20 protein-coding genes are annotated in these 23912 nt (G+C 64.8%); 11 read left to right on the top strand and 9 right to left on the bottom strand.

Annotated features, from left to right (window positions below):
- Positions 1–116 precede the first annotated feature (116 nt).
- On the bottom strand, positions 117–1760 hold the full coding sequence (locus tag AB5Y70_RS04850) for an electron transfer flavoprotein-ubiquinone oxidoreductase (protein WP_042017253.1): 1644 nt from the start codon (positions 1758–1760) through the stop codon (positions 117–119).
- A 126-nt stretch (positions 1761–1886) separates the two neighbouring features.
- Here AB5Y70_RS04850 and AB5Y70_RS04845 point away from each other — a divergent pair, with 126 nt between their 5' ends.
- The 5 genes from AB5Y70_RS04845 (at position 1887) to aroG (ending at position 7685) form a co-directional block, all read left to right on the top strand.
- Positions 1887–2636: an electron transfer flavoprotein subunit beta/FixA family protein gene (locus AB5Y70_RS04845; RefSeq protein WP_053288941.1), complete on the top strand. Its 750-nt coding sequence runs from the start codon at positions 1887–1889 to the stop codon at positions 2634–2636.
- Between the two features lie 103 nt (positions 2637–2739).
- Complete coding sequence (locus tag AB5Y70_RS04840) at positions 2740–3669, top strand: electron transfer flavoprotein subunit alpha/FixB family protein (protein ID WP_010674451.1); 930 nt, start codon at positions 2740–2742, stop codon at positions 3667–3669.
- Between the two features lie 224 nt (positions 3670–3893).
- Entirely contained in the window at positions 3894–4982 is a 1089-nt protein-coding gene (gene serC, locus AB5Y70_RS04835) for a 3-phosphoserine/phosphohydroxythreonine transaminase (RefSeq protein WP_010674452.1), read from the top strand.
- A gap of 170 nt (positions 4983–5152) precedes the next feature.
- Positions 5153–6433: a 3-phosphoshikimate 1-carboxyvinyltransferase gene (gene aroA, locus AB5Y70_RS04830; RefSeq protein ID WP_010674453.1), complete on the top strand. Its 1281-nt coding sequence runs from the start codon at positions 5153–5155 to the stop codon at positions 6431–6433.
- 196 nt (positions 6434–6629) lie between these two features.
- On the top strand, positions 6630–7685 hold the full coding sequence (aroG, locus tag AB5Y70_RS04825) for a 3-deoxy-7-phosphoheptulonate synthase AroG (protein ID WP_010674454.1): 1056 nt from the start codon (positions 6630–6632) through the stop codon (positions 7683–7685).
- Between the two features lie 86 nt (positions 7686–7771).
- On the opposite strand, the gene AB5Y70_RS04820 is transcribed toward aroG, so the two are convergent.
- On the bottom strand, positions 7772–8494 hold the full coding sequence (locus AB5Y70_RS04820) for a TerC family protein (RefSeq protein ID WP_010674455.1): 723 nt from the start codon (positions 8492–8494) through the stop codon (positions 7772–7774).
- 116 nt (positions 8495–8610) lie between these two features.
- Between AB5Y70_RS04820 and AB5Y70_RS04815 the strand changes: the two genes are divergently transcribed.
- From AB5Y70_RS04815 to AB5Y70_RS04805, 3 genes are all read left to right on the top strand, one after another.
- Positions 8611–9726 (top strand): ATP-NAD kinase family protein, encoded by a 1116-nt coding sequence (locus AB5Y70_RS04815; RefSeq protein ID WP_010674456.1) that lies wholly within the window; start codon positions 8611–8613, stop codon positions 9724–9726.
- A 107-nt stretch (positions 9727–9833) separates the two neighbouring features.
- The gene (locus AB5Y70_RS04810; protein WP_010674457.1) at positions 9834–10112 is read left to right on the top strand and encodes a YfcL family protein; all 279 of its coding nucleotides are present in this window, start codon (positions 9834–9836) and stop codon (positions 10110–10112) included.
- Positions 10113–10211: 99 nt separating this feature from the next.
- The gene (locus tag AB5Y70_RS04805; RefSeq protein ID WP_102948329.1) at positions 10212–11876 is read left to right on the top strand and encodes an AMP-binding protein; all 1665 of its coding nucleotides are present in this window, start codon (positions 10212–10214) and stop codon (positions 11874–11876) included.
- A gap of 605 nt (positions 11877–12481) precedes the next feature.
- On the opposite strand, the gene cdd is transcribed toward AB5Y70_RS04805, so the two are convergent.
- From cdd to AB5Y70_RS04790, 3 genes are all read right to left on the bottom strand, one after another.
- Positions 12482–13363, bottom strand: a complete 882-nt coding sequence (cdd, locus tag AB5Y70_RS04800) for a cytidine deaminase (protein WP_010674459.1) — start codon at positions 13361–13363, stop codon at positions 12482–12484.
- A 226-nt stretch (positions 13364–13589) separates the two neighbouring features.
- Entirely contained in the window at positions 13590–14276 is a 687-nt protein-coding gene (locus tag AB5Y70_RS04795; protein WP_010674460.1) for an LrgB family protein, read from the bottom strand.
- Positions 14273–14632: a CidA/LrgA family protein gene (locus AB5Y70_RS04790; RefSeq protein ID WP_010674461.1), complete on the bottom strand. Its 360-nt coding sequence runs from the start codon at positions 14630–14632 to the stop codon at positions 14273–14275. Before AB5Y70_RS04790 ends, AB5Y70_RS04795 begins: the two co-directional genes overlap by 4 nt.
- Before the next feature lie 130 nt (positions 14633–14762).
- On the opposite strand from AB5Y70_RS04790, the gene AB5Y70_RS04785 reads away from it, so the two are divergent.
- Positions 14763–16478, top strand: a complete 1716-nt coding sequence (locus AB5Y70_RS04785; RefSeq protein ID WP_010674462.1) for a glycoside hydrolase family 36 protein — start codon at positions 14763–14765, stop codon at positions 16476–16478.
- Between the two features lie 58 nt (positions 16479–16536).
- Here AB5Y70_RS04785 and AB5Y70_RS04780 read toward each other — a convergent pair whose 3' ends face one another.
- From AB5Y70_RS04780 to AB5Y70_RS04770, 3 genes are all read right to left on the bottom strand, one after another.
- Entirely contained in the window at positions 16537–17043 is a 507-nt protein-coding gene (locus tag AB5Y70_RS04780) for a hypothetical protein (protein WP_010674463.1), read from the bottom strand.
- 148 nt (positions 17044–17191) lie between these two features.
- The gene (sbcB, locus tag AB5Y70_RS04775) at positions 17192–18619 is read right to left on the bottom strand and encodes an exodeoxyribonuclease I (RefSeq protein ID WP_010674464.1); all 1428 of its coding nucleotides are present in this window, start codon (positions 18617–18619) and stop codon (positions 17192–17194) included.
- A 178-nt stretch (positions 18620–18797) separates the two neighbouring features.
- A complete protein-coding gene (locus tag AB5Y70_RS04770; RefSeq protein ID WP_010674465.1) occupies positions 18798–19508 on the bottom strand; it encodes a metallophosphoesterase in 711 nt (236 codons plus the stop codon).
- 219 nt (positions 19509–19727) lie between these two features.
- Here AB5Y70_RS04770 and mprF point away from each other — a divergent pair, with 219 nt between their 5' ends.
- Together mprF and AB5Y70_RS04760 are read left to right on the top strand one after the other, a co-directional pair.
- A complete protein-coding gene (mprF, locus tag AB5Y70_RS04765) occupies positions 19728–22283 on the top strand; it encodes a bifunctional lysylphosphatidylglycerol flippase/synthetase MprF (protein ID WP_010674466.1) in 2556 nt (851 codons plus the stop codon).
- Between the two features lie 10 nt (positions 22284–22293).
- On the top strand, positions 22294–23007 hold the full coding sequence (locus AB5Y70_RS04760) for an AcvB/VirJ family lysyl-phosphatidylglycerol hydrolase (protein WP_010674467.1): 714 nt from the start codon (positions 22294–22296) through the stop codon (positions 23005–23007).
- 91 nt (positions 23008–23098) lie between these two features.
- On the opposite strand, the gene AB5Y70_RS04755 is transcribed toward AB5Y70_RS04760, so the two are convergent.
- Positions 23099–23869: an ABC transporter substrate-binding protein gene (locus tag AB5Y70_RS04755; RefSeq protein WP_010674468.1), complete on the bottom strand. Its 771-nt coding sequence runs from the start codon at positions 23867–23869 to the stop codon at positions 23099–23101.
- Positions 23870–23912 lie beyond the last annotated feature (43 nt).

Below are 23912 nucleotides of genomic sequence, written 5' to 3'. Positions count from 1 at the left end.
GGCGGGTTGCTGGTCGCCCTGCGACAGCCCCCGGCCAAGCGCAGGAAACGGTCTCCGGGCGGTGTTCCGGGGCTGCGTCTCCTTGTTATCTGCTCTGGTGTGCGTGGGCAAGCCTGTTACAGATTGGGGTAGTTGGGGCCCGAGCCGCCCTGGGGCGGCGTCCAGACGATATTCTGGCTGGGATCCTTGATGTCGCAGGTTTTGCAGTGAATGCAGTTGGCGGCGTTGATCTGCAGCCTTGGCCGGGTATCCCCATCAAGAATCTCGAACACCCCCGCCGGGCAGTAGCGCTGGGCGGGTTCGGCCCAGGTGGGCAGGTTGACCTCAACCGGAATGCGCGCGTCCTGAAGGGTCAGGTGACAGGGTTGATCCTCGTCGTGGCTGGTGCTGGCCAGATAGACGGAGGAGAGCTTGTCGAAGCTGAGCTTGCCGTCGGGTTTGGGGTAGTCGATGGGCTGGCAACGGCTGGCCAGGCGCAGCTGGCGGTAATCCGGTTCCTTGTCCAGCAGAGTAAAAGGAGAGGTCAAGGCAAAGAGTCGCTGCTCCAGCCAGTTGAAGGCGCCGCCGAGCCAGGGGCCGAAGCGGTGCAGGGCGGCCCCAACGTTGCGGGCCCTCTTCAGCTCCCGGGTCAGCCAGCTTTGCAGCAGCGCGTCCTGAAACTCGGCCAGATCCCGTCCCCCTTCATCCCCTCCTCGCAGTGCCATGGCGACCGTCGCGGCCGCCACCATGCCGGACTTCATGGCGGTGTGGATCCCCTTGATGCGGGAGAAGTCCAGGGTGCCCGCGTCACAGCCGATGAGCAGGCCGCCGGGAAAGTGCATGCGCGGCAATGAGTGCCAGCCTCCCTTGGTGATGGCCCGTGCGCCGTAGCTGATGCGCTCGCCCCCCTGCAACGTTGCCGCGATGAGGGGGTGGTGCTTGAGACGCTGGAATTCGTCAAAGGGGCTAAGCCAGGGATTCTGGTAGTTGAGATCGACGATAAGGCCAACCGCCACCTGATCCTGGGCCAGATGATAGAGATAAAAGCCCCCCTGACTCTTGTTGCCCTTTCCCTCACCAAGGGGCCAGCCGCTGCCATGGAGCACCCGCCCAGGATGGGATTGTCCCGCAGGCACCTGCCACACCTCCTTGAAGCCGATGGCGTAATGCTGCGGCTGGGCGCTATTTTCCAGATGGAATCGGGCGATCAGCTGTTTGCCGAGGTGGCCGCGCGCCCCTTCGGCAAACAGGGTATAGCGGCCATACAGGGCCATGCCGGGCACGTGATCCGGCTTGGGGTTGCCCTCCTTGTCGAGGCCAAGATCGCCGGTCACCACCCCGCGTACCCGGCCCTCCTCCACGATGAGGGTGCTCGCCGCAAAGCCCGGGTAGATCTCGACACCGAGGGCCTCGGCCTGCTTGCCGAGCCAGCGGCAGAGGGTGCCGAGGCTGATGATGTGGCTGCCGTCGTTGTGCATGCGGGGTGGCACCGCCCAGTGGGGCAGCTGCAGGGAGCGGCTGTCGCTTTGCAGCAGATGGACCTGATCATCCGTCACCGGCACGCCGAGGGGGGCCTCCTGCCAGCTCTCTGGCAGCAGCTCCCTGAGGGCGACGGGATCGAGCAGGGCGCCGGAGATCAGGTGGGCGCCGATCTCGGCCCCCTTCTCCAGCAGGCAGACCGAGAGGGCCGGGGCCTGCTGCTTCAATGCGATGGCGGCGCTCAGGCCTGCCGGGCCGCCACCGACGATGACGACATCAAATTCCATTGCTTCGCGTTCCATCTTGCCTCTGTGCTCGACTTGGCCTAGGGTAGTGTTGGTAGTTTACGTAAACGTAAACCACTTTGTCAGCAGAAAAGTGAGTGACGACAAGGTGGATCCACACAACAGGTATGAGGGATGACCGCCATGAAGCTGCTGGTCGCAGTCAAACGGGTCGTTGATTACAACGTCAGGATCCGGGTCAAGGGGGATGGCTCCGATGTGGAGCTCGCCAATGTGAAGATGGGCATCAACCCGTTTTGTGAAATCGCGGTGGAGGAGGGGGTCAGGCTGCGGGAAGCCGGCGTGGCATCCGAGCTGGTGGTGGTGACCTTCGGCCCCGAGGCGGCGGCCGAGCAGTTGCGCCATGCCCTGGCGCTGGGGGCGGATCGGGCGCTGCACTATGTTACCGACGAGACCCTGACTCCGCTCACCGTGGCCCGGGCCCTGCAAACGGTGTGCGGGCAGGAGCAGCCCGATCTGGTGCTGCTCGGCAAACAGTCCATCGATTCCGACAACAACCAGGTGGGGCAGATGCTCGCCGCCCTCAATGACTGGCCGCTTGCCACCTTCGCCTCCGCCATCAGGCTGGTGGAGGGGGAATTGCAGGTGACCCGCGAGATAGACGGTGGCCTCGAGACCCTCGGCATGGCGCTGCCCGCCGTGGTGACCGTGGACTTGCGCCTCAACGAGCCTCGCTTCGCCTCCCTCCCCAACATCATGAAGGCCAAGCGCAAGCCGCTGGAGAGCCAGCCGTTCGCCGCCCTCGGGGTAGTGCCGGCCGACCAGACACGGCAGCTCGGGGTAATGCCGCCGCCGGTGCGCAGCGCCGGCATCAGGGTGGGCTCGGTGGACGAGCTGCTGGACAAGCTCAAGCACGAAGCCCGGGTGCTCTGATGGGCAGGGGCATGAGAGGGATGCCTCCCGCAGGCGTGAGCGCCATGCATGGGGCAACGGCCCCGGGGAGCAAGGGATCAATGGATGACATGAAGGTGCTGCCATGAGCGTACTTGTGATTGCGGAACATCATCAGGGGCGGATCGCCGACAACCTGGCCCAGCTGGTCACGGCGGCGGGGCGCCTGGGGGGCGAGGTGCATCTCTTGCTGCTGGGGCAGGGGCTGACGGAGGCGGGGGAGCAGGCCGCCGCCCTCACGGGGGTAAACCGGGTGCTGCTGGCGGAACATCCCATGCTGGCGGAGGGGCTCAACGACGGGGTCGACAGACTGCTCGCCGAGGTGGCCAGGGACTACCAGCACTGCCTGATGGCTGCCAGCAGCCAGGGCAAGGATCTGCTGCCGCGAGTGGCGGCCAGGCTCGGGGTGGAGATGATCGCCGAGGTGACCGGCATCGAGGGGCCCGACACTTTCCTGCGTCCCATCTATGCGGGGAACGCCATCGCCCGGGTGGCGAGCAGCGCCCCCGTCAAGGTGCTCACCGTGCGGCCCACAGCGTTCGCCAAGGCCGGGTCCGGGGAGGAGCGTGCCCTGATGGAATCGCTGCCGGTGGCCGAGGTGCGCTGCCGTACCCGGCTCATCGAGCGGCGTGCGGTGCGCTCCGCCAGACCCGAGCTCGGGGCGGCCCGGGTGGTGGTCTCCGGCGGGCGGGCACTCGGCTCGAAAGAGCACTTTGCCCTCATCGACGCTCTGGCGGACAAGCTGGGGGCTGCCGTCGGGGCATCGCGGGCCGCCGTGGATGCCGGTTATGTCTCCAACGACCTGCAGGTGGGGCAGACCGGCAAGGTGGTGGCCCCCGAGCTCTACATCGCGGTGGGCATCTCGGGCGCCATCCAGCATCTGGCGGGGATGAAGGAGTCCAAGGTGATCGTCGCCATCAACAAGGACGCCGAGGCCCCCATCTTCCAGGTGGCGGACTACGGTCTGGTGGGGGATCTCTTCACCCTGCTGCCGGAGCTCACCGCCAAGCTGTAAATTTGCCACAAAGGGGCGAAGAAAGCCGTCCGTGCTGTCTCGCCCCCGTTTCCATGCATATTCTCTGCAAGCCCTGGCCCGTTCAGGGCTTTTGTCTGATGGGGGCCCGGTGGCGCCGGGGCAAAAGGTTGCGCTGGATCCCAAAAAGCCTTTGCCCCCACGGGGGGCTGTCGTGTAAAAACGTTCGAGTCACTGATCACACACATCCATTCACGGAAAGCGTCATGAGCAAACAGATTTACAACTTCTGCGCCGGCCCCGCCATGTTGCCGGTTGAAGTCATGGAGCGCGCCCAGCGCGAATTTTGTAATTTCCAGGGGCTGGGAGCCTCGGTCATGGAGCTTTCCCATCGCGGCAAGCCCTATATGGCGGTCGCCGAGAAGGCCGAAGCGGACCTGCGCGACCTGCTGGCGGTGCCGGACAACTACAAGGTGCTCTTCATGCACGGCGGTGGCCGCGGCCAGTTCTCCGCCGTGCCCATGAACCTGCTGGGTGGCGCCAACAAGAAGGCGGATTACCTGGTGACCGGCGTCTGGGCCCAGAGCGCCGTGGATGAAGCCCAGAAATACGGTGACATCCAGACCTTCCAGGGGGTGGCCAAGAACGAGCAGGGAGTCTCCCACCTGCTGCCGACGCCGGCGTTTCGCGCCGATGCCGCCTATGTGCACTACTGCCCGAATGAAACCATCGATGGCATCGAGATGTTCGACATCCCGGCCACCGGCGATGTGCCCCTGGTGGCGGATCTCTCCTCCACCATTCTCTCCCGTCCCCTCGACGTGAGCCGCTTCGGCATCCTCTACGCCGGTGCCCAGAAGAACATCGGCCCCTCTGGTCTGGCCATCGCCATCGTGCGCGATGACCTGCTAAATCAGGCCCGCGCCGATGTGCCGTCCATCTTCGACTACCAGCTCACCGCCAAGAATGACTCCATGTTCAACACGCCCCCCACCTACGCCTGGTACCTGGCCGGTCTGGTGTTCGAGTGGCTCAAGGAGCAGGGTGGCCTGGCGGCGATGGAAGCACGCAACAAGGAGAAGGCCGACTTCCTCTACGGCTACCTCGATCAGTCGAGCTTCTATGGCAACAAGGTGGATGTGGCCTGCCGCTCCCGCATGAACGTGCCCTTCCAGCTGAAAAACGAGGCCCTGGACAAGCTGTTCCTGGCGGAGTCGGAAGCGGCCGGTCTGCTGGCTCTCAAGGGACATCGCATCGTCGGTGGCATGCGCGCCAGCCTCTACAACGCCATGCCCCTGGAAGGGGTCAAGGCCCTAGTCAGCTTTATGGATGATTTTGCCAAACGCCACGGTTGAGGCGTGTCTCCCCATTGCCAGACGCCGGGGACTCCCCGGCGTCTGTTTTTCAGACCCATCCTGACCCAGGCTGCCGTCTCCCGCGGTCGTGCCACTGTCGAACTTGCCGCGGGGGACGCGGGCTGTTAACGTCCGGTCAGGTGATTTAATTGAGATCGAACAGGAAGTCTATGAATTCGTTGCGTTTGGAACCCATTTCTAGTGTGGCCGGGGTGGTCAATCTGCCCGGCTCCAAGAGTGTCTCTAACCGGGCCCTGCTGCTGGCGGCCCTGGCCCGGGGCACCACCCGGCTGACCAACCTGCTCGACAGCGATGACATCCGCCACATGCTGGCGGCGCTGACCCAGCTCGGCGTCAAGTACAAGCTCTCCGCCGACAAGACCGAGTGCACCGTGCACGGTCTGGGTCGCAGCTTCGCGGTCTCGGCACCGGTCAACCTGTTCCTCGGCAATGCCGGTACTGCCATGCGCCCCCTGTGCGCCGCCCTGTGCCTGGGCTCCGGCGAGTACACCCTGGGCGGCGAGCCGCGCATGGAAGAGCGCCCCATCGGCCACCTGGTGGATGCCCTGCGCGAAGCGGGTGCCCACATCCAGTACCTGAAGAAAGATGGCTATCCGCCTCTGGTGGTGGATGCCAAGGGGCTCTGGGGTGGCGATGTCCACATCGACGGCTCCGTCTCCAGCCAGTTCCTGACGGCGTTTTTGATGGCGGCCCCCATGGCGGCCGGCGACACCCGCATCCACATCAAGGGGGAGCTGGTCTCCAAGCCCTACATCGACATCACCCTGCACATCATGAAGCAGTTCGGGGTGGTCATCGAGCACGACGACTACAAGGTGTTCTACATCAAGGGCAACCAGACCTATGTCAGCCCGGGGGACTTCCTGGTGGAAGGGGATGCCTCCAGCGCCTCCTACTTCCTCGCGGCGGGCGCCATCAAGGGCAAGGTGCGGGTTACCGGCATCGGCAAGAACAGCATCCAGGGGGACATCCACTTCGCCGACGTACTGGAGAAGATGGGGGCCCGCATCACCTGGGGCGATGACTTCATCGAGGCCGAGCAGGGGCCGTTGCACGGCATCGACATGGACATGAACCACATCCCGGATGCGGCCATGACCATCGCCACCACGGCGCTGTTTGCTGAGGGCACCACCACTATCCGCAACATCTACAACTGGCGGGTGAAGGAGACCGACCGCCTGCACGCCATGGCGACCGAGCTGCGCAAGCTGGGCGTGGAAGTGGAGGAGGGGCACGACTTCATCACCGTGATCCCGCCCGCACAGCTCAAACACGCGGCCATCGACACCTACAACGATCACCGCATCGCCATGTGCTTCTCCCTGGTGGCACTCTCCGATACGCCGGTCACCATCAATGATCCGGGTTGCACCTCCAAGACCTTCCCGGACTACTTCGACAAGCTGGCCAGCGTCAGTCAGGCCTGAGCCCTTTCGGCCCGCTTCGTGCGGGCCTTTTCATCTCTGCCCCCGCTTTTTTCATGCCTCCTAGCAGCATTATGCAAACTTGCAAGGTGCGATAATAAAATTCCTTGTCGAAGAATGTAATTTTCTATTTACACCGACCCGGCACAGGGCTAGATTGAGATCTCTTTATCGCAGTCATCTAGCAGGAAACTTGGTCATGCAGCATCAAACCGACGACGTTCGTATCAGTGAAATCAAAGAGTTATTGCCCCCGGTTGCGGTGCTTGAGAAGTTTCCGGCGACCGACACCGCCTCGGCCACCGTGTTTGAATCCCGTCAGGCCATCCACAACATCCTGGCCGGCGACGATGATCGCCTGCTGGTGGTGATCGGCCCCTGCTCCATCCACGATCCGGTCGCCGCCCTGGAATACGGCAAACGCCTCAAGGTGCTGCGCGACGAGCTGAAAGATCAGCTGGAGATCGTGATGCGGGTCTACTTCGAAAAACCCCGTACCACAGTGGGCTGGAAGGGGCTGATCAACGATCCCTACCTCGACAACAGCTGCCAGATCAATGACGGCCTGCGCCTGGGTCGCAAGCTCTTGCTGGATCTCAACGACATGGGGCTGCCGACCGCCTCCGAGTTCCTCGACATGATCACCCCGCAATACGTGGCGGATCTGATGAGCTGGGGTGCCATCGGTGCCCGTACCACCGAATCCCAGGTACACCGCGAGCTGGCCTCCGGTCTCTCCTGCCCGGTGGGCTTCAAGAACGGCACCGACGGCACCATCAAGGTGGCCATCGACGCCATCGGCGCCGCCAGCGCCCCGCATCACTTCCTGTCGGTGACCAAGTACGGCCACTCCGCCATCGTCTCGACCGCTGGCAACCCGGACTGTCACATCATCCTGCGCGGTGGCCGCGAGCCCAACTACAGCGCCCGTCACGTGGATGAGGTGGTGAGTGGTCTGGACAAGGCGGGTCTGCCCCAGAAAGTGATGATCGACTTCAGCCACGCCAACAGCAGCAAGCAGTTCAAGAACCAGATGCTGGTGGCCGAGGACGTGGCCGGTCAGCTGCGTACCGGCAGCAAGGCGGTGTTCGGCGTCATGGTGGAGAGTCACCTGGTGGAAGGGCGTCAGGATCTGGTGGACGGGTGCGAGCTCACCTTCGGCCAGAGCATCACCGACGCCTGCATCGGCTGGGCCGATACCGAGGTGCTGCTGCGCAACCTGGCGGACGCCGTGGCCGCTCGCAACGCCCTCTGAGCCCAAGGCGCCCCGTTGGCGGGGCAATAAAAAAGCGCGACCCTGGGTCGCGCTTTTTGTTTGGCCATCTCTCGGCAGGTCGCGGTTTACTTGGCCCGCTCCTGGTGGCCGCGCAGGCGGATGTTGATCATCTCCACCACCAGCGAGAAGGCCATGGCGAAGTAGATGTAACCCTTGGGAATGTGCAGATCCAGCCCTTCGGCCATCAGCGCCACCCCGACCAGGATAAGGAAGGAGAGGGCCAGCATCTTGATGGTGGGGTGGGTATCGACGAAGTCGCCGATGGCCTTGGCGGCAAACATCATGACGCCGACGGCGATGATGATGGCCAGCACCATGACAGGGACATGATCCGCCATGCCCACGGCGGTGATGACGGAGTCCAGGCTGAAGATGATGTCGAGGATGGCGATCTGCACCAGGGTGGACAGGAAGCCCGCGGTCTTGCTCACCACACCCGCCTCTTCGGCGGCCCCTTCCAGGCTCTGGTGGATCTCGTGGGTGCTCTTGGCGATGAGGAACAGACCCCCCACCAGCAGGATGAGATCCCGTCCCGAGATGGCTTCCCCCAGCACGGTGAAGAGGGGCTCGGTGAGGCGCATCACCCAGGCCAGGGAGAGCAGCAGCAGGATGCGGGTGCCCATGGCGAGCCCCAGCCCCAGGATGCGCGCTTTCTGGCGCTGGGCTTCCGGCAGGCGACCCACCAGGATGGAGATGAAAATGATGTTGTCGATGCCGAGCACGATCTCGAGCAGGGTCAGGGTGGCGAGCGCGACCCAGGCGGAGGGGTCAGCAATCCATTCCAGCATGATTGAACCTTGGTTGAACAGTGATTGAGGTAGAAGCCGCGCATTTTAGCAGGGGGTCATGGCTTGTCCCAGTGGCGGGAAAAGATAAAATGGCGGCGATCCAACAGGAGGGAAACATGTTTCGATTAGGGCTCATCATCAACCCCGTCGCCGGCATCGGCGGGGCCGTCGGTCTCAAGGGCAGTGACGGTATGGTCGCCGAGGCGCTGGCGCGCGGGGCCGTCCCCAAGGCCCGGGAGCGGGCCCGCCAGGCCCTGTTGCCCCTGTGCGAGCTGACCACGTCATTCGAGCTGCTGACGGTGGCCGGTGAGATGGGGGAGACGCTTGCCGCAGAGCTCGGGCTGCCCCATCGCATCGTCCATCGGCCTGCCGGGGCGCAGACGAGCGCCGAGGATACCCGGGCCGCCGCCCTGGCCCTGCGCGATGCCGGGGTGGATCTGCTGCTCTTCGCCGGTGGCGATGGCACCGCCCGTGACATCTGCGCGGCGGTGGGGGAGTCCTGCCATGTGCTCGGCATCCCGGCGGGGTGCAAAATCCACTCCGGGGTCTACGGGGTGACGCCGGCGGCAAGCGGCCGGGTGGCGGCCAGAATGATCGCAGGGGAGCTTCTGAGCCTGGTGGATGCGGAGGTGATGGACATCGACGAGGAGGCGTTTCGCGCCGGCAAGGTGCGCGCCCGCCACTACGGGCAGCTGCTGGTGCCCGGGGATCTGCGCTACGTGCAGGCGGTCAAGCAGGGGGGGCGGGAGTCCGAGGAGCTGGTGCTCGCCGATCTTGCCGCCGGTGTGGTGGAGCAGATGGAGCCCGATACCCTCTACCTGATGGGGTCGGGGAGCACGGTGGCCGCCTGCATGGGTGAGCTGGGTCTGGAAAATACCTTGCTCGGTGTGGATCTGGTGGAAAATGGCCAACTTATCGGGCAGGATCTCAGCGCCGCCGAGATCCTGACCCGGATCCGCGGCCGTCGCTGCCGTCTGATCATCACCCTGATCGGCGGTCAGGGACATCTGTTCGGGCGCGGAAATCAGCAATTGAGTCCAGACGTGATCCGGGCCGTCGGGCGCGAGCATATCCAGGTGCTCGCCACCAAAGCCAAGCTGGCGGCGCTAGAAGGCCGTCCGCTGCTGGTGGACACCGACGATCCGGCACTGAACCGGTCGTTGAGTGGTTATCTGCGCATAACCACGGGATACAAGGATCAGGTCATCTACCCGGTGGCCAACCCGGAATAGGACATCAAGGATGCGGCTGGCCTGGCGCCAGAGAGCCGCGATCAACCGGATCGCGGTTCCACTCCCCGAATTTTTTGCCGGCAACCCCGGAAATGAGGCTGCGTTAAATGACGATTCACGATTTTGAACACAAGTTGTTGGGACTGATCGACGCCATGGTCGCCACGGCCAGCGAAGACGAGCTGTTTGCGGGCGGCTATCTGCGAGGGCACATCTCCCTTGCGGTGGCGCGCGCCGAGCTGGAGGGCAAGACCCTGGTGCGGGACGTCAAGAGCTATGTGCTGCGCAGCCTGAACGAGGCCATCTTGCAGGGTGAGCTCTCCGAGCAGGACGAGGTGCTGGTGCAGGAGATGTGGAAGCGTCTGCAGGCCCAGGCGGAAGCTTGATCCCATTCGCAGTTCAAACACAAGTTTAAGTAATCTGCTTCCCTGAGTGTTATCAAAAGGTTAATAATGAGGCTCGCCTTTTGTTTCAGGGATTAAACCATGGCCTCCACCTCACGCATTGCCACCAGACTGCCGCTCGAGATGCTCTATCACTGGGAGCGGCAGTGTCCCGACCGAATCTATCTGCGTCAGACCATCCACCGCGAATACGTTGACTTCACCTGGGGTGAGGTCGCCGACGAGGCGCGGCGCATGGTGACGGCACTGCGCGCCCTGGGCCTGGAGCCCGGTGACAAGGTGGCCCTGCTCTCCAAGAACTGCGCCCAGTGGTTCATTGCCGATCTGGCGATGCAGATGGGGGGATACGTGAGCGTGCCCATCTACCCCACCGCCAACGTCGACACCATCGAATACGTGCTGCGCCACAGCGAAACCAGAGCGATCTTCGTCGGCAAGCTGGACGACTGGAAGAGCCAGGAGGCGGGGGTGCCCGGGGATCTGCTGCGTATCGCCCTGCCTTACGACACCATGCCGGCCGCCCACCAGTGGGACGATCTGCTGGCGCAATACGACCCCATCCCGGACACCCCGGTGCAGGCGCCGGATGCCCTGTTGAGCCTGGTCTACACCTCCGGCAGCACCGGCAAGCCCAAGGGGGCCATGCTGAGCGTGGAGCGCTACGCCTGGTCCTGCGAGAAGCTGGTGGAGGCGGTCTCCCTCACCGCCGAGGATCGCGGCTTCTCCTACCTGCCCCTTGCCCACATCACCGAGCGGGTCTACATCTACGGCGGCAGCCTGTTCAGCGGTGCCACCATCGCCTTCCCCGAATCCCTCGACACCTTCATCGAGGACGTCAAGCGCTGCCGTCCCACCGTCTTCATCTCGGTGCCGCGGCTCTGGGCCATGTTCCGCATCAAGATCCACGAGAAGCTGCCCCAGAAAAAGCTGGCGCTGCTGCTCAAGATCCCCCTCGTCTCCAGCCTCATCAAGAGCAAGCTGCAAAAGGGGCTGGGGCTGGATCAGGCGCGGGTGCTGGGCTGCGGCTCTGCGCCGGTGGCCCCGGCGCTGCTGGAGTGGTATCACAGCATCGGCATCCATATCACCGAGGCCTGGGGCATGACCGAGAACCACGCCTACTCCACCCTCAACTACCCGTTCCGGGCGGACAAGATAGGCACCGTCGGCAAGGCCGGGCCCGGGGTGACCATCAAGATCTCCGACGAGGGGGAGATCCTCTGTCGCTGCGACGGCATGATGGTGGGCTACTACAAGGATCCCGAGCACAGTGCAGAGGCCATCGACGCCGAGGGCTGGCTGCACACCGGTGACATGGGCAAGCTGGACAGGGAGGGTTACCTCACCATCACCGGCCGCATGAAGGATGTCTTCAAGACTGCCAAGGGCAAGTACGTGGCCCCGGTGCCCATCGAGGGGATGCTTGGGCAGGAGCCCATCATCGAGCAGCTCTGCGTCATCGGCTACGGCATGCCGCAGCCGGTTGCCCTGGTGCAGCTCGCCGAGAGCGCCATGAAGGGGGACAAAGCCGGGGTGGAAGCCCAGCTGGAGGCCGCCCTCAACCGGGTCAACGACAAGCTGGAATCCCATGCTCGCCTGCGGGGCATCCTGGTGGTCAAGAGCCCCTGGAACATCGAGAACGGGGTGCTGACCCCCACCATGAAGATCCGCCGCCACCTGCTGGAACAAAAATACGCGGACATCGGCGAACGCTGGTCCGGCAGCCAGCGCATCCTGTGGGAGTCCTGACAGGGGTCGGTACCGCCATATCGGCCACATCAATGACAGCGGGGGAGCCAGTGGCTCCCCCGCTGTATTTCAGGGGGAAGCAAGCCGACAGGGGGCTGGGGCATTGACCCCTTCCCCGACGTTTCCCGCCGCCGCCATACCGCCCCGCGTCGAGGGAACGGCAGGGAAAGGTATTTGCAAAATCCATGGAGAGGCGGGATCCCAGTGGTTTGGCAAATGCATCTTGGGGTCACACACGGGGGCTGCAAGGGGCGGGGGCGGGGCATTGACCCCTTCCCCGACGTTTCCCGCCGCCGCCATACCTCTCCGCATCGAGGGAACAGCATTTGCAAAATCCATGGAAAGGCGGGATCCCAGTGGCTTGGCAAATGCATTGTGGGGTCACACACGGGGACCGCAAGGGGCGGGGTGGGGTCTTGGCCCCTTAACCTGGGCTTCCCGCCACCGCAGAGGAGGTCTGCCAATAAGGTCATCGGAGGGAGGCCGCCCTCACATGGGGCAAGAGGGCATCTGATGCACGGCGCCAGAGGCGCAGAGAAAGGGGGTGAGGGGCAGAGAGCAAGAAGGGGAGCCGCAGCTCCCCTTCCCGTTGGCGGATGCCGGGGTCAGACGGCTTTGTACTCAAGCTCGACCGAGCCCAGCGCCTTCAGGGTGGACTGGGCGGAGTCCCGCTGGCTGATCTGGCCATCCTTGCTCTCCAGCAGCACGGCGCGGCGCACGGTGGCGAGATCCTCGCCACCCAGCACAGCGTGGGCGCAGGCCATCTGCATCGGCGGCAGGCTCGGGTTGAAGGCGGCGTTCTCGGCATAGCGGCCGCAGAAGATGCGCCCGTCCTCGAACTGCAGCGCCACCGCGGCATAGCCCTGGCTGTAGGGGGCATAGCTCTGGCGGGCGGCGGCGAGCGCAGCCTGCCACAGGGGGTCGTCGCTCTCGAGCACCAGCTCGTCGTGAGCCTGGGGGCTCATCAGGGCATCGGTGATCTCGAGATCGGCGGGGCCGAAGGAGTGGGGCAGGAAGGATTGCAGCTCGCTGAGATCGTCCGGCAGGGAGACCTTCAGGGTCTTGGCGGTGCTCAGCTCGTTCATGAACTGGCGGCAGTGGCCGCAGGGGGTGTAGTTCACGGTGATCTCGGAGATCCCGGTCTCGCCACCCAGCCAGGCGTTGGAGATGGCGGACTGCTCGGCGTGGACCGAGTGGAACAGCCCCTGGCCCGCGAACTCCATGTTGGCGCCAAAGTACCAGGTGCCGCTCAGGCCGCAGGCGATGGCGCCGACGAAGAACCTGGAGATGGGGGCCACCGAGCAGGCGGCCGCCAGCGGCAGCAAGGCCAGACGCAGGGCCCTGTCATCCAGCCCGGTGGCGGCTTTCAGGGTCGCGACCTGGTCCGGGGTGAAACGGGCCTGGAAATCGTCCCCCAGCATGGGCAGCAGGGCGGCCTGGAGCGGGGCGGAAAGGGTCTCGAATGGCTTGGCAAAGCGGGGATGCATACTGTGTCCTCAAAGGCCAATTGGGGGGCCATTGTAGGGAGCAAGCGCGGCGAATTGTGTGAGCGCGCTCACGCCTTGATGGGTAAAGGGGCGGGGATGGTAAAGGAAACGTTTGTCTTTCGCAATCTGTGCGCCAGCTCCCGGCATCAGGGAGGCGAGGGTATCGGATGGAAACGGTGAAAGGGCACAGAGGCCATGGCCGCAAGGGCGGCCATGGCAACGGGGATCAGGTCAGCCAGTGGTAGAGGGCGAACAGCAGGGGGGCGATGGCCGCGGTCAGCACGCCGCACACCACCATGGCCAGCGACGAGAAGGCGCCCTGGGTCACCCCCTGCTCGGCGGAGGCGGCGGTGCCGATGGCGTGGGCGCAGGCTCCCATGGCGAGCCCCTGAGCCTCGGGGTCGGTGACCCGCATCAGCTTGAGCAGGGGGTAGCCCACCAGGGCCCCCAGGATCCCCACCACCACCACCACGGCGGCGGCGATGGCGGGAATGCCGCCGAGGGACTGGCTGACGCTCATGGCGAGCGGCGTGGTGATGGACTTGGTGGCGATGGAGGCGAGCAGCGCCGGATCCGCCCCCATCAGGTGGCCGACCCCCAGGGTGGTGCAGACCGAGATGAGCACCGCGGTGAGGGTACAGGCCAGGATGGGTGTGAGCTTGTCGCGGATCTGGCGCGCCTGCTGGTACAGCGGCAGGGCCAGGGCCACCACGGCGGGTTCCAGCAGGGCGGTCAGGGGTGAGGCCCCCTGCTGGTACTGATCCAGAGGCAGATCGAGCCAGAGCAGCAGGCCGATGATGACGGCGGTGGGGATCAGCACCGGATTGATGACGGGCCAGGGCAGGCGGCGGTAGAGGGCCCGGGTCATGAAATAGAGGGCCAGGGTGAGGGGCAGGGCGAACCAGAGGATCATGGCTTGTTCATCCTTTGATAGAGGTGGCCGACCGCGCCCAGGATGAGCACGATGCCGAGCACGACGCAGAGCATGATGAGACCGAAGGATTGGCGCAGGGGCTCGAGCCAGGCCACCAGGCCCACCGCCACCGGCACGAACAGCACCCCCATGTGGCGCAGCAGCAGGCCGCCCCCCAGCTCGACCCAGGAGAAGCGGACGATCTGCAAGGAGAGCAGCACGAACAGCAGCAGCATGCCGATGATGCTGCCGGGGAAGGCGAAGGGCAGGATGGCCGCCACGGCCTTGCCTGCCAGCAGACAGGCGATGATGACCAGAAAATCACGAAGGTAGCGCAGGGTGCGTTGCAGCAGCACGGGGGCCTCATCTTGGCAAGTGTGAGCGAGGTCGCAGTTTAACAGGCACGGGGGGGAGGGAACAGGGTCAACTGGCCCGCAGGGGATACAATGGCCCCGGCTTCATCCCCATTCACAAGAAGGAGTTCCCATGTCGACCCCCTCTCTCCTGGCCCGGTTGCGCCAACTGCCCGCCGATCCCGCCCTCCCTGACACCCTGCTGCAAACCCGCCAATGGGAGGGGCCGCTTTGCCGGGTGAGGCTCGACAACACCGGGAGGCAGTCCGAGGCCGTCCACCACTGGCGGCTGTTTGAGGGGGATCTCGGACTTGCGCCCGACGCGGCCATCTACGGAGAGGGGTTCCAGATGCTGGCCCAGACCGGGGGACGCTGGAATGCCCCCGAGCACCTGGGCCGCTGCCCCGATGCGTCTGTCTATCGCATCACCGCCGACCATGGCTACCACACGGTGCACAACCTGCTGCTGGTGGCGCAGGAGGGGGGCTGGCTGCTGCTGGCCTTTGCGAGCTGCCAGCGCTTTGGCGGGGAGTTTCGCCTCCATCCCGACGGGCGCCTCGAGATCGTGATGAACACCGAAGGGCGCACCCTGGCGCCGGGTGCGCACTGGCAGAGCGAGGCGCTGATCTGCCTGGAGGGGCCGGACAGGGAGGCCCTGCTCGCGACGCTGGCGCAGCATATCGCCGCCGAGCACGGCTCCTTGGTGGGGGAGGTGCCCACGCGCCCGAGCGGCTGGTGCTCCTGGTATCACTACTACGCGAACGTGAGCGCGGCGGACATTCGCGAGAACCTGGCGGTGCGGGCCGAGCGTTTCCCGGCCCTGCGCTACGTGCAGATAGACGATGGCTATCAGGCCAGGATGGGGGACTGGCTCACCCCTTCCGCCAAGTTCGAGGAGGGGGTGGCGGCCCTGGCAGGGGAGATCCGCGCCGCCGGTTGCGAGCCTGCGCTCTGGGTCGCCCCCTTTATCGCCGAGCCCGGCTCGCAAGTGTTCCAGCAGCACCCTGACTGGTTCGTGAAAGGGGAGGATGGCCTGCCGCTCCCCTCGGAGCGAGTCACCTACGGGGGCTGGCGCTGCACCCCCTGGTACGTGCTGGATGGCACCCACCCCGAGGTGCAGACGCACCTGGAGCAGGTATTTCGCACCCTGCGTACCCAGTGGGGCATTCACTACTTCAAGCTCGATGCCAACTTCTGGGGGGCCATCCACGGTGGTCGCTTCCACGACCCCGCCGCCACCCGGGTGGAGGCCTATCGGCGCGGTATGGCCGCCATCCTGCGCGGCGCCGGGGAGGGGGCCTTCCTGCTCGGCTGCAATGCGCCGCTGTGGCCGAGCCTCGGCCTGGTGCATGGCATGCGGGTGAGCGATGACGTAGAGCGCCAGGGCCCCCGTTTTCGCCAGATAGCGCGAGAAGCCTTCTGCCGCGCCTGGCAGCACGAGCGGCTCTGGGTGCTGGACCCCGACTGCGTCTGCCTGCGGGATATTCCGGGCCAGCACGGGAGCTGCGCCGAGTACGACTTCCACCTGGCCGCCCTGGTGGCGAGCGGTGGCATGGTGCTGGCGGGGGACAGATTGCATGATCTGGACGCGGCGCAAGGGGCGCGCCTTGGCAAGCTGCTCGCCCTGTGCGCCGCGCGCACCCCGGCGGCCCGCTTCGAGGGGATGGCATTCGAGCGCGGGCGGGTGGCGCTGCCCGGGGGCGGCGAGCTGCTCTGCCTGTTCAACTGGGGGGAGCACCCCTGCGAGTTCCCGTTGGCGCCGGGGGGCACGGACTTCTGGGACGAGACGCCCCTGGGGAGCACCCTGGTGCTGCAAGGGGGGCAGGGGGCGGTGATCCGCTACCCCTGATGGCGTTGCACTGCAAAAAGGCTCCCTCGGGAGCCTTTTTTATGTGGCGAAATGGTCTCTAGAAGTGCCACTCCATCCCGATGGCGTAATTGGCGGAACCATAGCCCGGGATCTCGTTGCTGGAGGCGAGCGCCTTGACGGTGAGGCGAGTTGTCAGGGGGATGCCGAGCCCCATGCCGATGGCGATCTCGTCGCTCTGATCCCCCATCATGTCCACCCGCAGGGTGCGATAGAGGGAGAGATCCTGGCTCATCTGGGCATAGATCTGGGACGACTTGTTGTAGAGCTGGCCGAACACCTCCATCTGGAAGCCGTTTTGCGGCGTGATGGCCAGGGGAATGCCGGCGAAGCGGTAGAGATCCGAGTGGTTGAAATAGCTGTTGGTGATTTGCGGGGTGAAGTCGGTCTGCTGGTAGAGGGTGCTGAAGTTGTGCTCGATGAGCCGGTAGGTCTGCTCCGGCAGGCGCAAGAGGTAGTCTGGCACCTCGAACCGGGCGCCAGCGAGGGCGGCCTGGGGCAGCAGGGCACAGGCGACGAGTGTCAAAGCAGGCAGAGCTGAACGCATAAAACGAGAGTTCCCCAACAGTCGAAAGCACGGCATCCATGCCGTCAGCGCATCTAAATATTCACACTATCAGGAGCTTGGGCTCCCTGCCCATTATGTCGCGAGCCGGGGAAACGCATCGGTTTTTAACTGTGAAACGGCTCACATCTCATAGATTTTCAAGGTAGTGATAGAGACTCTTTAGAATCGCAAAGTTCCGTTCGTTCCCCTGGTTCTGTTCCGCCAGGGCTTCCAGGCGCGGCACATAATCCGGCAGACGGCGGCTGAAGTAGTCGCTGCAGTGCAGGCGCCAGCGCTTCTGCTCCGCTTCGCTCAAGGTGTGGGGCCAGTTGCGGGCGCGGTAACGGAACAGCATCTCGGGCAGACGGGGATCCGTGAAGGCAAACTCCCGCTCCCCCAGCAGATCCGCCGGGGTGGCGCGCACCAGATCCATGGTGGACTTGTCGCCGTGGCCGAAGAAACCGGCGTAGAGCTGGGTGTCGGGGTCGCCGTCATTGCTGCCGGCAAACTCCTGGTTGAACACCTCCACCAGTTTTTCCCGCACCTCGGGGTGGGCCCGCAGCAGATCCAGGCTCTTGCGGCACTGAGCCCGGTTGATGCCCAGCTCGTCCGCCCGCTCCGGCGTCAGGGTGGCGGCCGGGGCCAGCACCGGGCACTTGTTGATGTGCACCAGTTTGACCGGAATGCCGGCCAGATCCCCCAGCTCCTCTTTTTTGGTGTAGAGGCGCTCGCGGATCTCCTCGCAGGAGAGCTCGATAAGCGGAGTGGGGTCACGGGTCAGATCCACCATGATCACCGCGTTCTGGTTGGTGGGGTGCCAGGCGAGCGGCGACACCCAGCTTGCACACCCCTGCCAGGGGGAGAACATGCCGGAGACGTGCACCAGGGGTTTCATGGTCACCACGTCGATGAGGGCCTTCACCTTGTTCTTGTTGCGAAGATCAAAGAGGTACTCGAAGAGCTTGGGCTGAGCCTTTTTCACCAGCCTGGCCATCTCGATGGTGGCCAGCACATCCGAGAGCGCATCGTGGGCGTTGGCGTGGGCCACGCCGTTGGCGACGGTGAGCTTCTCCAGCCTGAAGCTCGGCTTGCCCTCGTCGTCAAACGCCCACTCTATCCCCTGCGGGCGCAGGGCGTAGCAGGCCCGCAGCATGTCGAGGATGTCCCAGCGGGAGTTGCCGTTCTGCCAGGCGTAGGCATAGGGGTCATAGAAGTTGCGATAGAGGGTGTAGCGGGTCACCTCGTCATCGAAGCGGATGCTGTTGTAGCCGAGCACGCAGGTGCCCGGGGTGGCGAACTCTGCGTGGATCTGGCGGATGAAGTCCGCCTCGCACAGGCCGTCCTTCATCGCCTTTTGCGGCGTGATGCCGGTGATGAGGCAGGCTTCCGGCTCCGGCAGGTAATCCGCCGGCGGCTTGCAGTAAATCACCAGCGGCTCGCCGATGACGTTGAAATCCCCGTCGGTGCGAATGCCCGCAAACTGCGCCGGTCTGTCTTTGGCCGGACTGATGCCGAAGGTCTCGTAGTCGTGGAAATAGAACGTGGGCCCGCTGGCCGGGTGCGCTGATGTGCTCATGTTGCTCGAAAGGAGTGTCCGATGACGGCGGCGCCTGGCGCCTGGGTGGGGGTGCCATGCACCGCAATTGCCTGCATGGTAAACCATCGCGCTGGCAGAGCGAAGTCCGGGGCGTTCGCCTGGCGCTTTAATGGGCAGTGGGCGTTGTCCGTGAGCCTGATCATCCCATCGGTCCGGCTCAGGGCAGGGGAAAGTGAGGGGTCAGGGTATTGAGGTCCAGCAGGGTGAAGTAGCCGCCCTCCTCGGGATACCAGCCGCCGGTGTCGATGTAGTGGACGTTGCCAAGGCGCACCGGCTCCCTCACCGGGGTGTGGCCCACCACCAGGGCGGCGAGATCCGCGACCCCGCTCTCGTCCAGCCGTTCGATACGGCGCCTTGACCAGAGGCAGACGTTCTTGATGGCCCGAAGCCGTCCGCCGCTCACCCCGGCATCGAGTTGGTCCAGCAGCCCCTGCCAGGAGGAGAAGGGACAATCGGCGTGAAGCAGCCCGACCGGACCGGCCGGGGTGGCCACCTCGATGACCAGGGGCAGGCTGCGGTAGTGGACGGCGAACGCCGCCTGCTCGGCAGGGGTCAGGTGCTGAAACCAGCCGCCGCCGTTTCGGATCCAGTTCTCCCGATCGCAGCTCTCGTAACGGCAGACGTAGTCGTCGTGATTGCCGCAGACCGGGTGAAACCAGGGTCTGGCCAGCCAGTGGATCACCTCGCTGCACTCGGGCCCGCGATCCGCCAGATCCCCGACGCTGAAGAGACGGTCCCGGGCGGGATCAAAATCCAGGGTGTCGAGGGCCTGCTGCAACAGGGCGAAGTGGCCGTGGATGTCGCCGACGGCCAGATCGCGCCCCAGGGCGTTTTGGGGGAAGCGTCTTATCAGGGGGGAGGGTGTCATGGCGTCTCCTGCCTCTATCCCGGACGGGGATGTTTTGTCTGCCTGTACATAAGGTTACAGAAGAAAAGTGGCGAGCGGGCAGGGCCTGGTAAATCATAGGATTGCCCCCGTGAACGTGCGGCGTCACGCGCCGCCTGTGGGGGAGTCACTCCGGGAGGGCGCCTTGTCCGCCCGCTTTCGGAGGCTCTCTTTCTCCACGCTTTTTGACAGGAATCTTGAATGCGGCGTCAGCTGTTGATCTGGATAGGCCCCCTGTGCAGCCTGCTGCTGCTGGGGGCGGCCTTGACCGTCCTCTATCATTTGACCCACCTGTGGCACTGGCACGACATCCGCCAGGCCATCTGGTCACAACCCTTGCCGCAGTTGGGGGGCGCCCTGCTGCTCACCCTGCTCAGCTATGGCTGCCTCTGCTGCTATGATCTGCTGGCACTGAAGGTGCTGGACAAACGCCTGCCCTGGCAGCAGGTGGGGATGACCTCCTTCATCGCCTACACCTTCTCCAACACCCTGGGCTTTGCGCTGCTCACCGGCTCCTCGGTACGCTACCGGCTCTACTCCTCCCTGGGGCTTGGCACCGGGGAGGTGGCCAGGGTAATTCTCTTTTGCTCCATCACCTTCTTCCTCGGTCTGCTGGGCTGGGGGGGCAGTGCCCTGCTGCTGGGGCAGGGGGCGGCCCTGCTGGTGGACTGGCCCCGCTGGGCGACCGGGTTGTTGCAACTGGCGGGGGGCCTGGCCCTGCTGACGGTGTTGGCGTATCTGGTGTGGCCGGGGACAGCCCTGGTCTGGCGCGGACACCCGCTGTTCCTGCCGCGCATCAGATACCGCCTGCTGCAACTGCTCATCGCCCTGCTCGACTGGATGGCCGCCGCCGCCGTGCTCTATGTGCTGCTGCCATCGGGCAGCGTGCCCTATCCGGTGCTGCTCAGTGCCTTCGTGCTCTCCAGCCTGCTCGGGGTGCTGGCCCATGTGCCGGGGGGCATCGGGGTCTTCGAGGCGAGCATGAGCCTGCTGCTCACCCACTATCTGCCGGTGGACAAGCTGCTCGCCTCCCTGCTTATCTACCGCTGCGTCTACTACTTCCTGCCCTTCCTCTGTGCCCTGCTGCTGTTCGCAGGTCAGGAGCTGCTGCAACAGCGGGCCCGCCTGCACCGGCTGCAGGGGGTGATGATGGCGACCCGGGAGTTCGTGCCCGCCCTGGTGAGCATGGGTACCTTCGCGGCGGGCACCCTGCTGCTCTGCTCCGGGATGATCCCGACTATGAGGGGGCGGATCGAAGCCTTCCTGGAGGTGTTGCCCCTGCACCTGCTGGAGCTCTCCCATGTGCTCGGCAGCGTCAGCGGCGTGTTGCTGCTGTTGCTGGCCCACAGCCTCTACCGCCGTCATGACGGGGCATTCAGGATCACCCAGTGGCTGTTGGGGCTTGGCATGCTGTTCTCCCTGTTCAAGGGGTTTGACTGGGAGTCCGCCCTGCTGCTCGGGGGCTTCTTGCTCATCATCACCCCCTGCCGCCCTCTCTTTTATCGCAAGGGTTCCCTGCTTCACGCCCGGTTCACCCCTTCCTGGCTGATGTCGGTGGGGGCCGTGCTGCTGGGGGCCTTGTGGTTGCTGCTCTTCTCCTACCGCCATGTGGAGTACGACCCCTCCCTCTGGCTGCACGTCTCGGCCCACGGGCCCGGGGCCGCCTCCCGTGCCCTGCGCGCCATGGGGAGCGTCATCGGCGTGCTGGCGGTGGTCGGGGTGGCCCATCTGCTGGCCCCCTTGCGCCTGCCCGTCGGCAAGCCGGATGCCGAGGCGCTCTCCCGTGCCCATGGGCTGGTGATGCGGGCAGGGGGAGGCCACGGCTACCTGGCCCAGCTCGGGGACAAGTCCCTGCTGTTCCACCCCAGCGGCGAGGCCTTACTCATGTACGGGGCCGAGGGCAGTAGCTGGATAGTGATGGGGGATCCCGTCGGTCAGCCCTCTCTGGTGGAGGAGCTGCTCTGGCAGTTTCGCGAGCGCTGTGACGAGCACGACGTCAGCCCTGTCTTCTACCAGGTGTCGGCCCGTTATCTGCCTGTCTATCTGGATCTCGGGCTCATCCCCTTCAAGCTGGGGGAGGAGGCCATCGTGGATCTGCCGAGCTTCGATCTCGCCGGCAGTCGCCTGCGCAACCTGCGCCAGAGTCACGCCAAGGGCAAGCGGGAAGGGCTGCGCTTCGAGGTGGTGGCCCCCGGTGAGATTGCCCCCCTGCTGCCCGAGTTGAAGGGGATCTCCGACAGCTGGCTGCACAGCAAGCAGGGCAGGGAGAAGGGCTTCTCCGTGGGCAGTTTCGATCCCGCCTACCTCACCCTCAACCCGATGGCGCTGGTGCGGCGGGAGGGGCAGATCGTCGGGTTTGCCAACCTATGGACCAGCGACAACAAGGAGAGCCTCTCCATCGATCTGATGCGCTACAGCCTCGACACAGGGGCGGCGCCTGTCATGGATTTCCTGTTTGTCGAGCTCCTGCTGTGGGGCAAGCAGGAGGGTTATGCCAGCTTCAACCTGGGGATGGCCCCCATGTCGGGCTTCAACGACAACCCCCTCGGCGGTTACTGGGCCCGCCTTGGCAACACCCTGTTCACCCGGGGCAGCCGTTTCTACAACTTCCAGGGATTGCGGCGTTACAAGGAGAAGTTCGGCCCAAGGTGGGAGCCCCGCTACCTGCTCTGTACCGGCCATCTGGTGCTGCCCCGCACCTTGACCCATCTCGTCTCCCTCATCAGTCGCGGCCCCTTCGGGCTCATGAAAAAATAGGAGTTGGCCCATGAGAGCCATGTTGTTGCTGTTGATTTGCTGTTTCGTCTCTTCGTTCACCTTGCCGGCAGTGGCCGCCCAGCCGGGCCGGGTCGGTGCGGAGCTGGGGCTGGTGGAGTTGCCGGTGGCGCAAGCCTCGTCTGCCCCCATGGTGGTTTTCATGAGCGGGGATGGCGGCTGGGCGGCGCTGGACAAGGGGCTCAGCGCCCAGTTGCAGGCCCACGGCATGCCGGTGGTGGGCTGGAGCTCGCTCTCCTATTACTGGAAGAAGAAGACGCCGGAGCAGGCGACGGCGGATCTGGTGCGCATCCTCACCGAGTACCAGTCCCGTTGGGGGCGCCAGCGCTGGTTGCTGGTGGGTTTCTCCTTTGGTGCCGAGATAGTGCCCTTCGTCATCAATCGTCTGCCGCCAGCCTATCGCGGCAGCCTGGCGGGGGCCGTGATGCTCTCCCCCTCGACGGCGTCGGATTTCGAAATCCACGTCAGCGACATGGTGGTGCACGACAAGGGGGGCAGCTATCCCACCCTGCCGGAGGTGACACGCATTCAGACTCTGCCGCTGCTCTGCGTGCAGGGGGCGGAGGATGACTCCCCGGTCAAACTCTGTCCGCGCTTGCAGCAGCCGAACGTGACGACGGTGACCCTGCCGGGCTCCCACCACTTCGACGACAACTACCAGACCCTGTATCAGGAGATTGCCGGACACCTGGGCCTGGCCCAATAACGGCGAGAGGCCGGGAAACGACACAGGGCGGCCAATGGCCGCCCTGTTGCCGTGGCCCCTTGCAACTGTCCAGGGGGCCGGCATGCCGGGATCAGAGCAGATCTTCGAGCTGGTACTTCTTGAGCAGTGTGTTGAAGGTGCCGTCGGCCTTGACACTCTCGATGGCGGCATCGAAGCGGGCCTTGAGCTTGTCATCGTGTTTGCGAAGGGCTACCGCCACCCCTTCTCCCAGGATCTTGTCCTGGGTGCCGTTGAACTGGGGGCCGACGAAGGCGAACTGCTTGCCCATCTCCTTGTCGAGGAAGCCGACCTTCAACTGCACCATGTTGCCGAAGGTGTAGTCGGCGCGGCCGGACTGCAGATCCAGCATGGGAGACTGGGCGTTGACGTAGCGCTTGATCTTGGCCACCTCGCCATAGCGGGCGGTGACGAAGTTGTCCTGGGGAGTGCCCTCCTGCACCGCGATCACCTTGCCCTTGAAGTGGGCCGGATCGTCTGCAAAGTCGGCCGCCTTGTCGCTGCGCCCCACGAAGCGGTTCTGCATCATGTAGTAGACCTGGCTGAAGTCCACTTTCTGGCGCCGCTCGTCCGTGATGTTCATGGAGGACATGATGGCGTCGTACTTGCGCACCTGCAGGCCCGGCAGCAGGGCATCCCAGGGCTGGTTGATCACCTCGCACTCGGTCTTCATGGCCGCGCACAGGGCATAGGCGAGATCGACCTCGAAGCCGCCGAGCTTGCCGCTGCTGTCGACCATCTCGAAGGGGGGATAGGTGGCATCGGTGGCGATCACCAGGGGTTTGGCGGCGGCCTGGCCGGCGGTGGCCAGGGCCATCAGCATCATCAGTGTGTTGAGTTTCATGGTCAGTCCCTTGAAGTGTGGTGTCATTCCTAGCGTGCTAAAG

The organism is Aeromonas sp. s1(2024), from assembly GCF_040908005.1.
In the GTDB taxonomy this organism is placed as follows: Bacteria; Pseudomonadota; Gammaproteobacteria; order Enterobacterales; family Aeromonadaceae; genus Aeromonas; species Aeromonas caviae.
Note: the sequence above shows the minus strand (reverse complement) of the source record. Positions and strands in the feature narration are given on the sequence as shown.

Coding starts and splice junctions, on each gene's coding strand:
- AB5Y70_RS04755 (WP_010674468.1), bottom strand. CDS start 23,869: ATGAAACTCAACACACTGATGATGCTGATGGCCCTGGCCACCGCCGGC.
- AB5Y70_RS04815 (WP_010674456.1), top strand. CDS start 8,611: ATGTTTCGATTAGGGCTCATCATCAACCCCGTCGCCGGCATCGGCGGG.
- AB5Y70_RS04770 (WP_010674465.1), bottom strand. CDS start 19,508: ATGACACCCTCCCCCCTGATAAGACGCTTCCCCCAAAACGCCCTGGGG.
- AB5Y70_RS04780 (WP_010674463.1), bottom strand. CDS start 17,043: ATGCGTTCAGCTCTGCCTGCTTTGACACTCGTCGCCTGTGCCCTGCTG.
- AB5Y70_RS04795 (WP_010674460.1), bottom strand. CDS start 14,276: ATGATCCTCTGGTTCGCCCTGCCCCTCACCCTGGCCCTCTATTTCATG.
- mprF (WP_010674466.1), top strand. CDS start 19,728: ATGCGGCGTCAGCTGTTGATCTGGATAGGCCCCCTGTGCAGCCTGCTG.
- AB5Y70_RS04850 (WP_042017253.1), bottom strand. CDS start 1,760: ATGGAACGCGAAGCAATGGAATTTGATGTCGTCATCGTCGGTGGCGGC.
- cdd (WP_010674459.1), bottom strand. CDS start 13,363: ATGCATCCCCGCTTTGCCAAGCCATTCGAGACCCTTTCCGCCCCGCTC.
- aroG (WP_010674454.1), top strand. CDS start 6,630: ATGCAGCATCAAACCGACGACGTTCGTATCAGTGAAATCAAAGAGTTA.
- AB5Y70_RS04805 (WP_102948329.1), top strand. CDS start 10,212: ATGGCCTCCACCTCACGCATTGCCACCAGACTGCCGCTCGAGATGCTC.
- serC (WP_010674452.1), top strand. CDS start 3,894: ATGAGCAAACAGATTTACAACTTCTGCGCCGGCCCCGCCATGTTGCCG.
- AB5Y70_RS04845 (WP_053288941.1), top strand. CDS start 1,887: ATGAAGCTGCTGGTCGCAGTCAAACGGGTCGTTGATTACAACGTCAGG.
- AB5Y70_RS04785 (WP_010674462.1), top strand. CDS start 14,763: ATGTCGACCCCCTCTCTCCTGGCCCGGTTGCGCCAACTGCCCGCCGAT.
- AB5Y70_RS04820 (WP_010674455.1), bottom strand. CDS start 8,494: ATGCTGGAATGGATTGCTGACCCCTCCGCCTGGGTCGCGCTCGCCACC.
- AB5Y70_RS04760 (WP_010674467.1), top strand. CDS start 22,294: ATGAGAGCCATGTTGTTGCTGTTGATTTGCTGTTTCGTCTCTTCGTTC.
- aroA (WP_010674453.1), top strand. CDS start 5,153: ATGAATTCGTTGCGTTTGGAACCCATTTCTAGTGTGGCCGGGGTGGTC.
- AB5Y70_RS04810 (WP_010674457.1), top strand. CDS start 9,834: ATGACGATTCACGATTTTGAACACAAGTTGTTGGGACTGATCGACGCC.
- sbcB (WP_010674464.1), bottom strand. CDS start 18,619: ATGAGCACATCAGCGCACCCGGCCAGCGGGCCCACGTTCTATTTCCAC.
- AB5Y70_RS04840 (WP_010674451.1), top strand. CDS start 2,740: ATGAGCGTACTTGTGATTGCGGAACATCATCAGGGGCGGATCGCCGAC.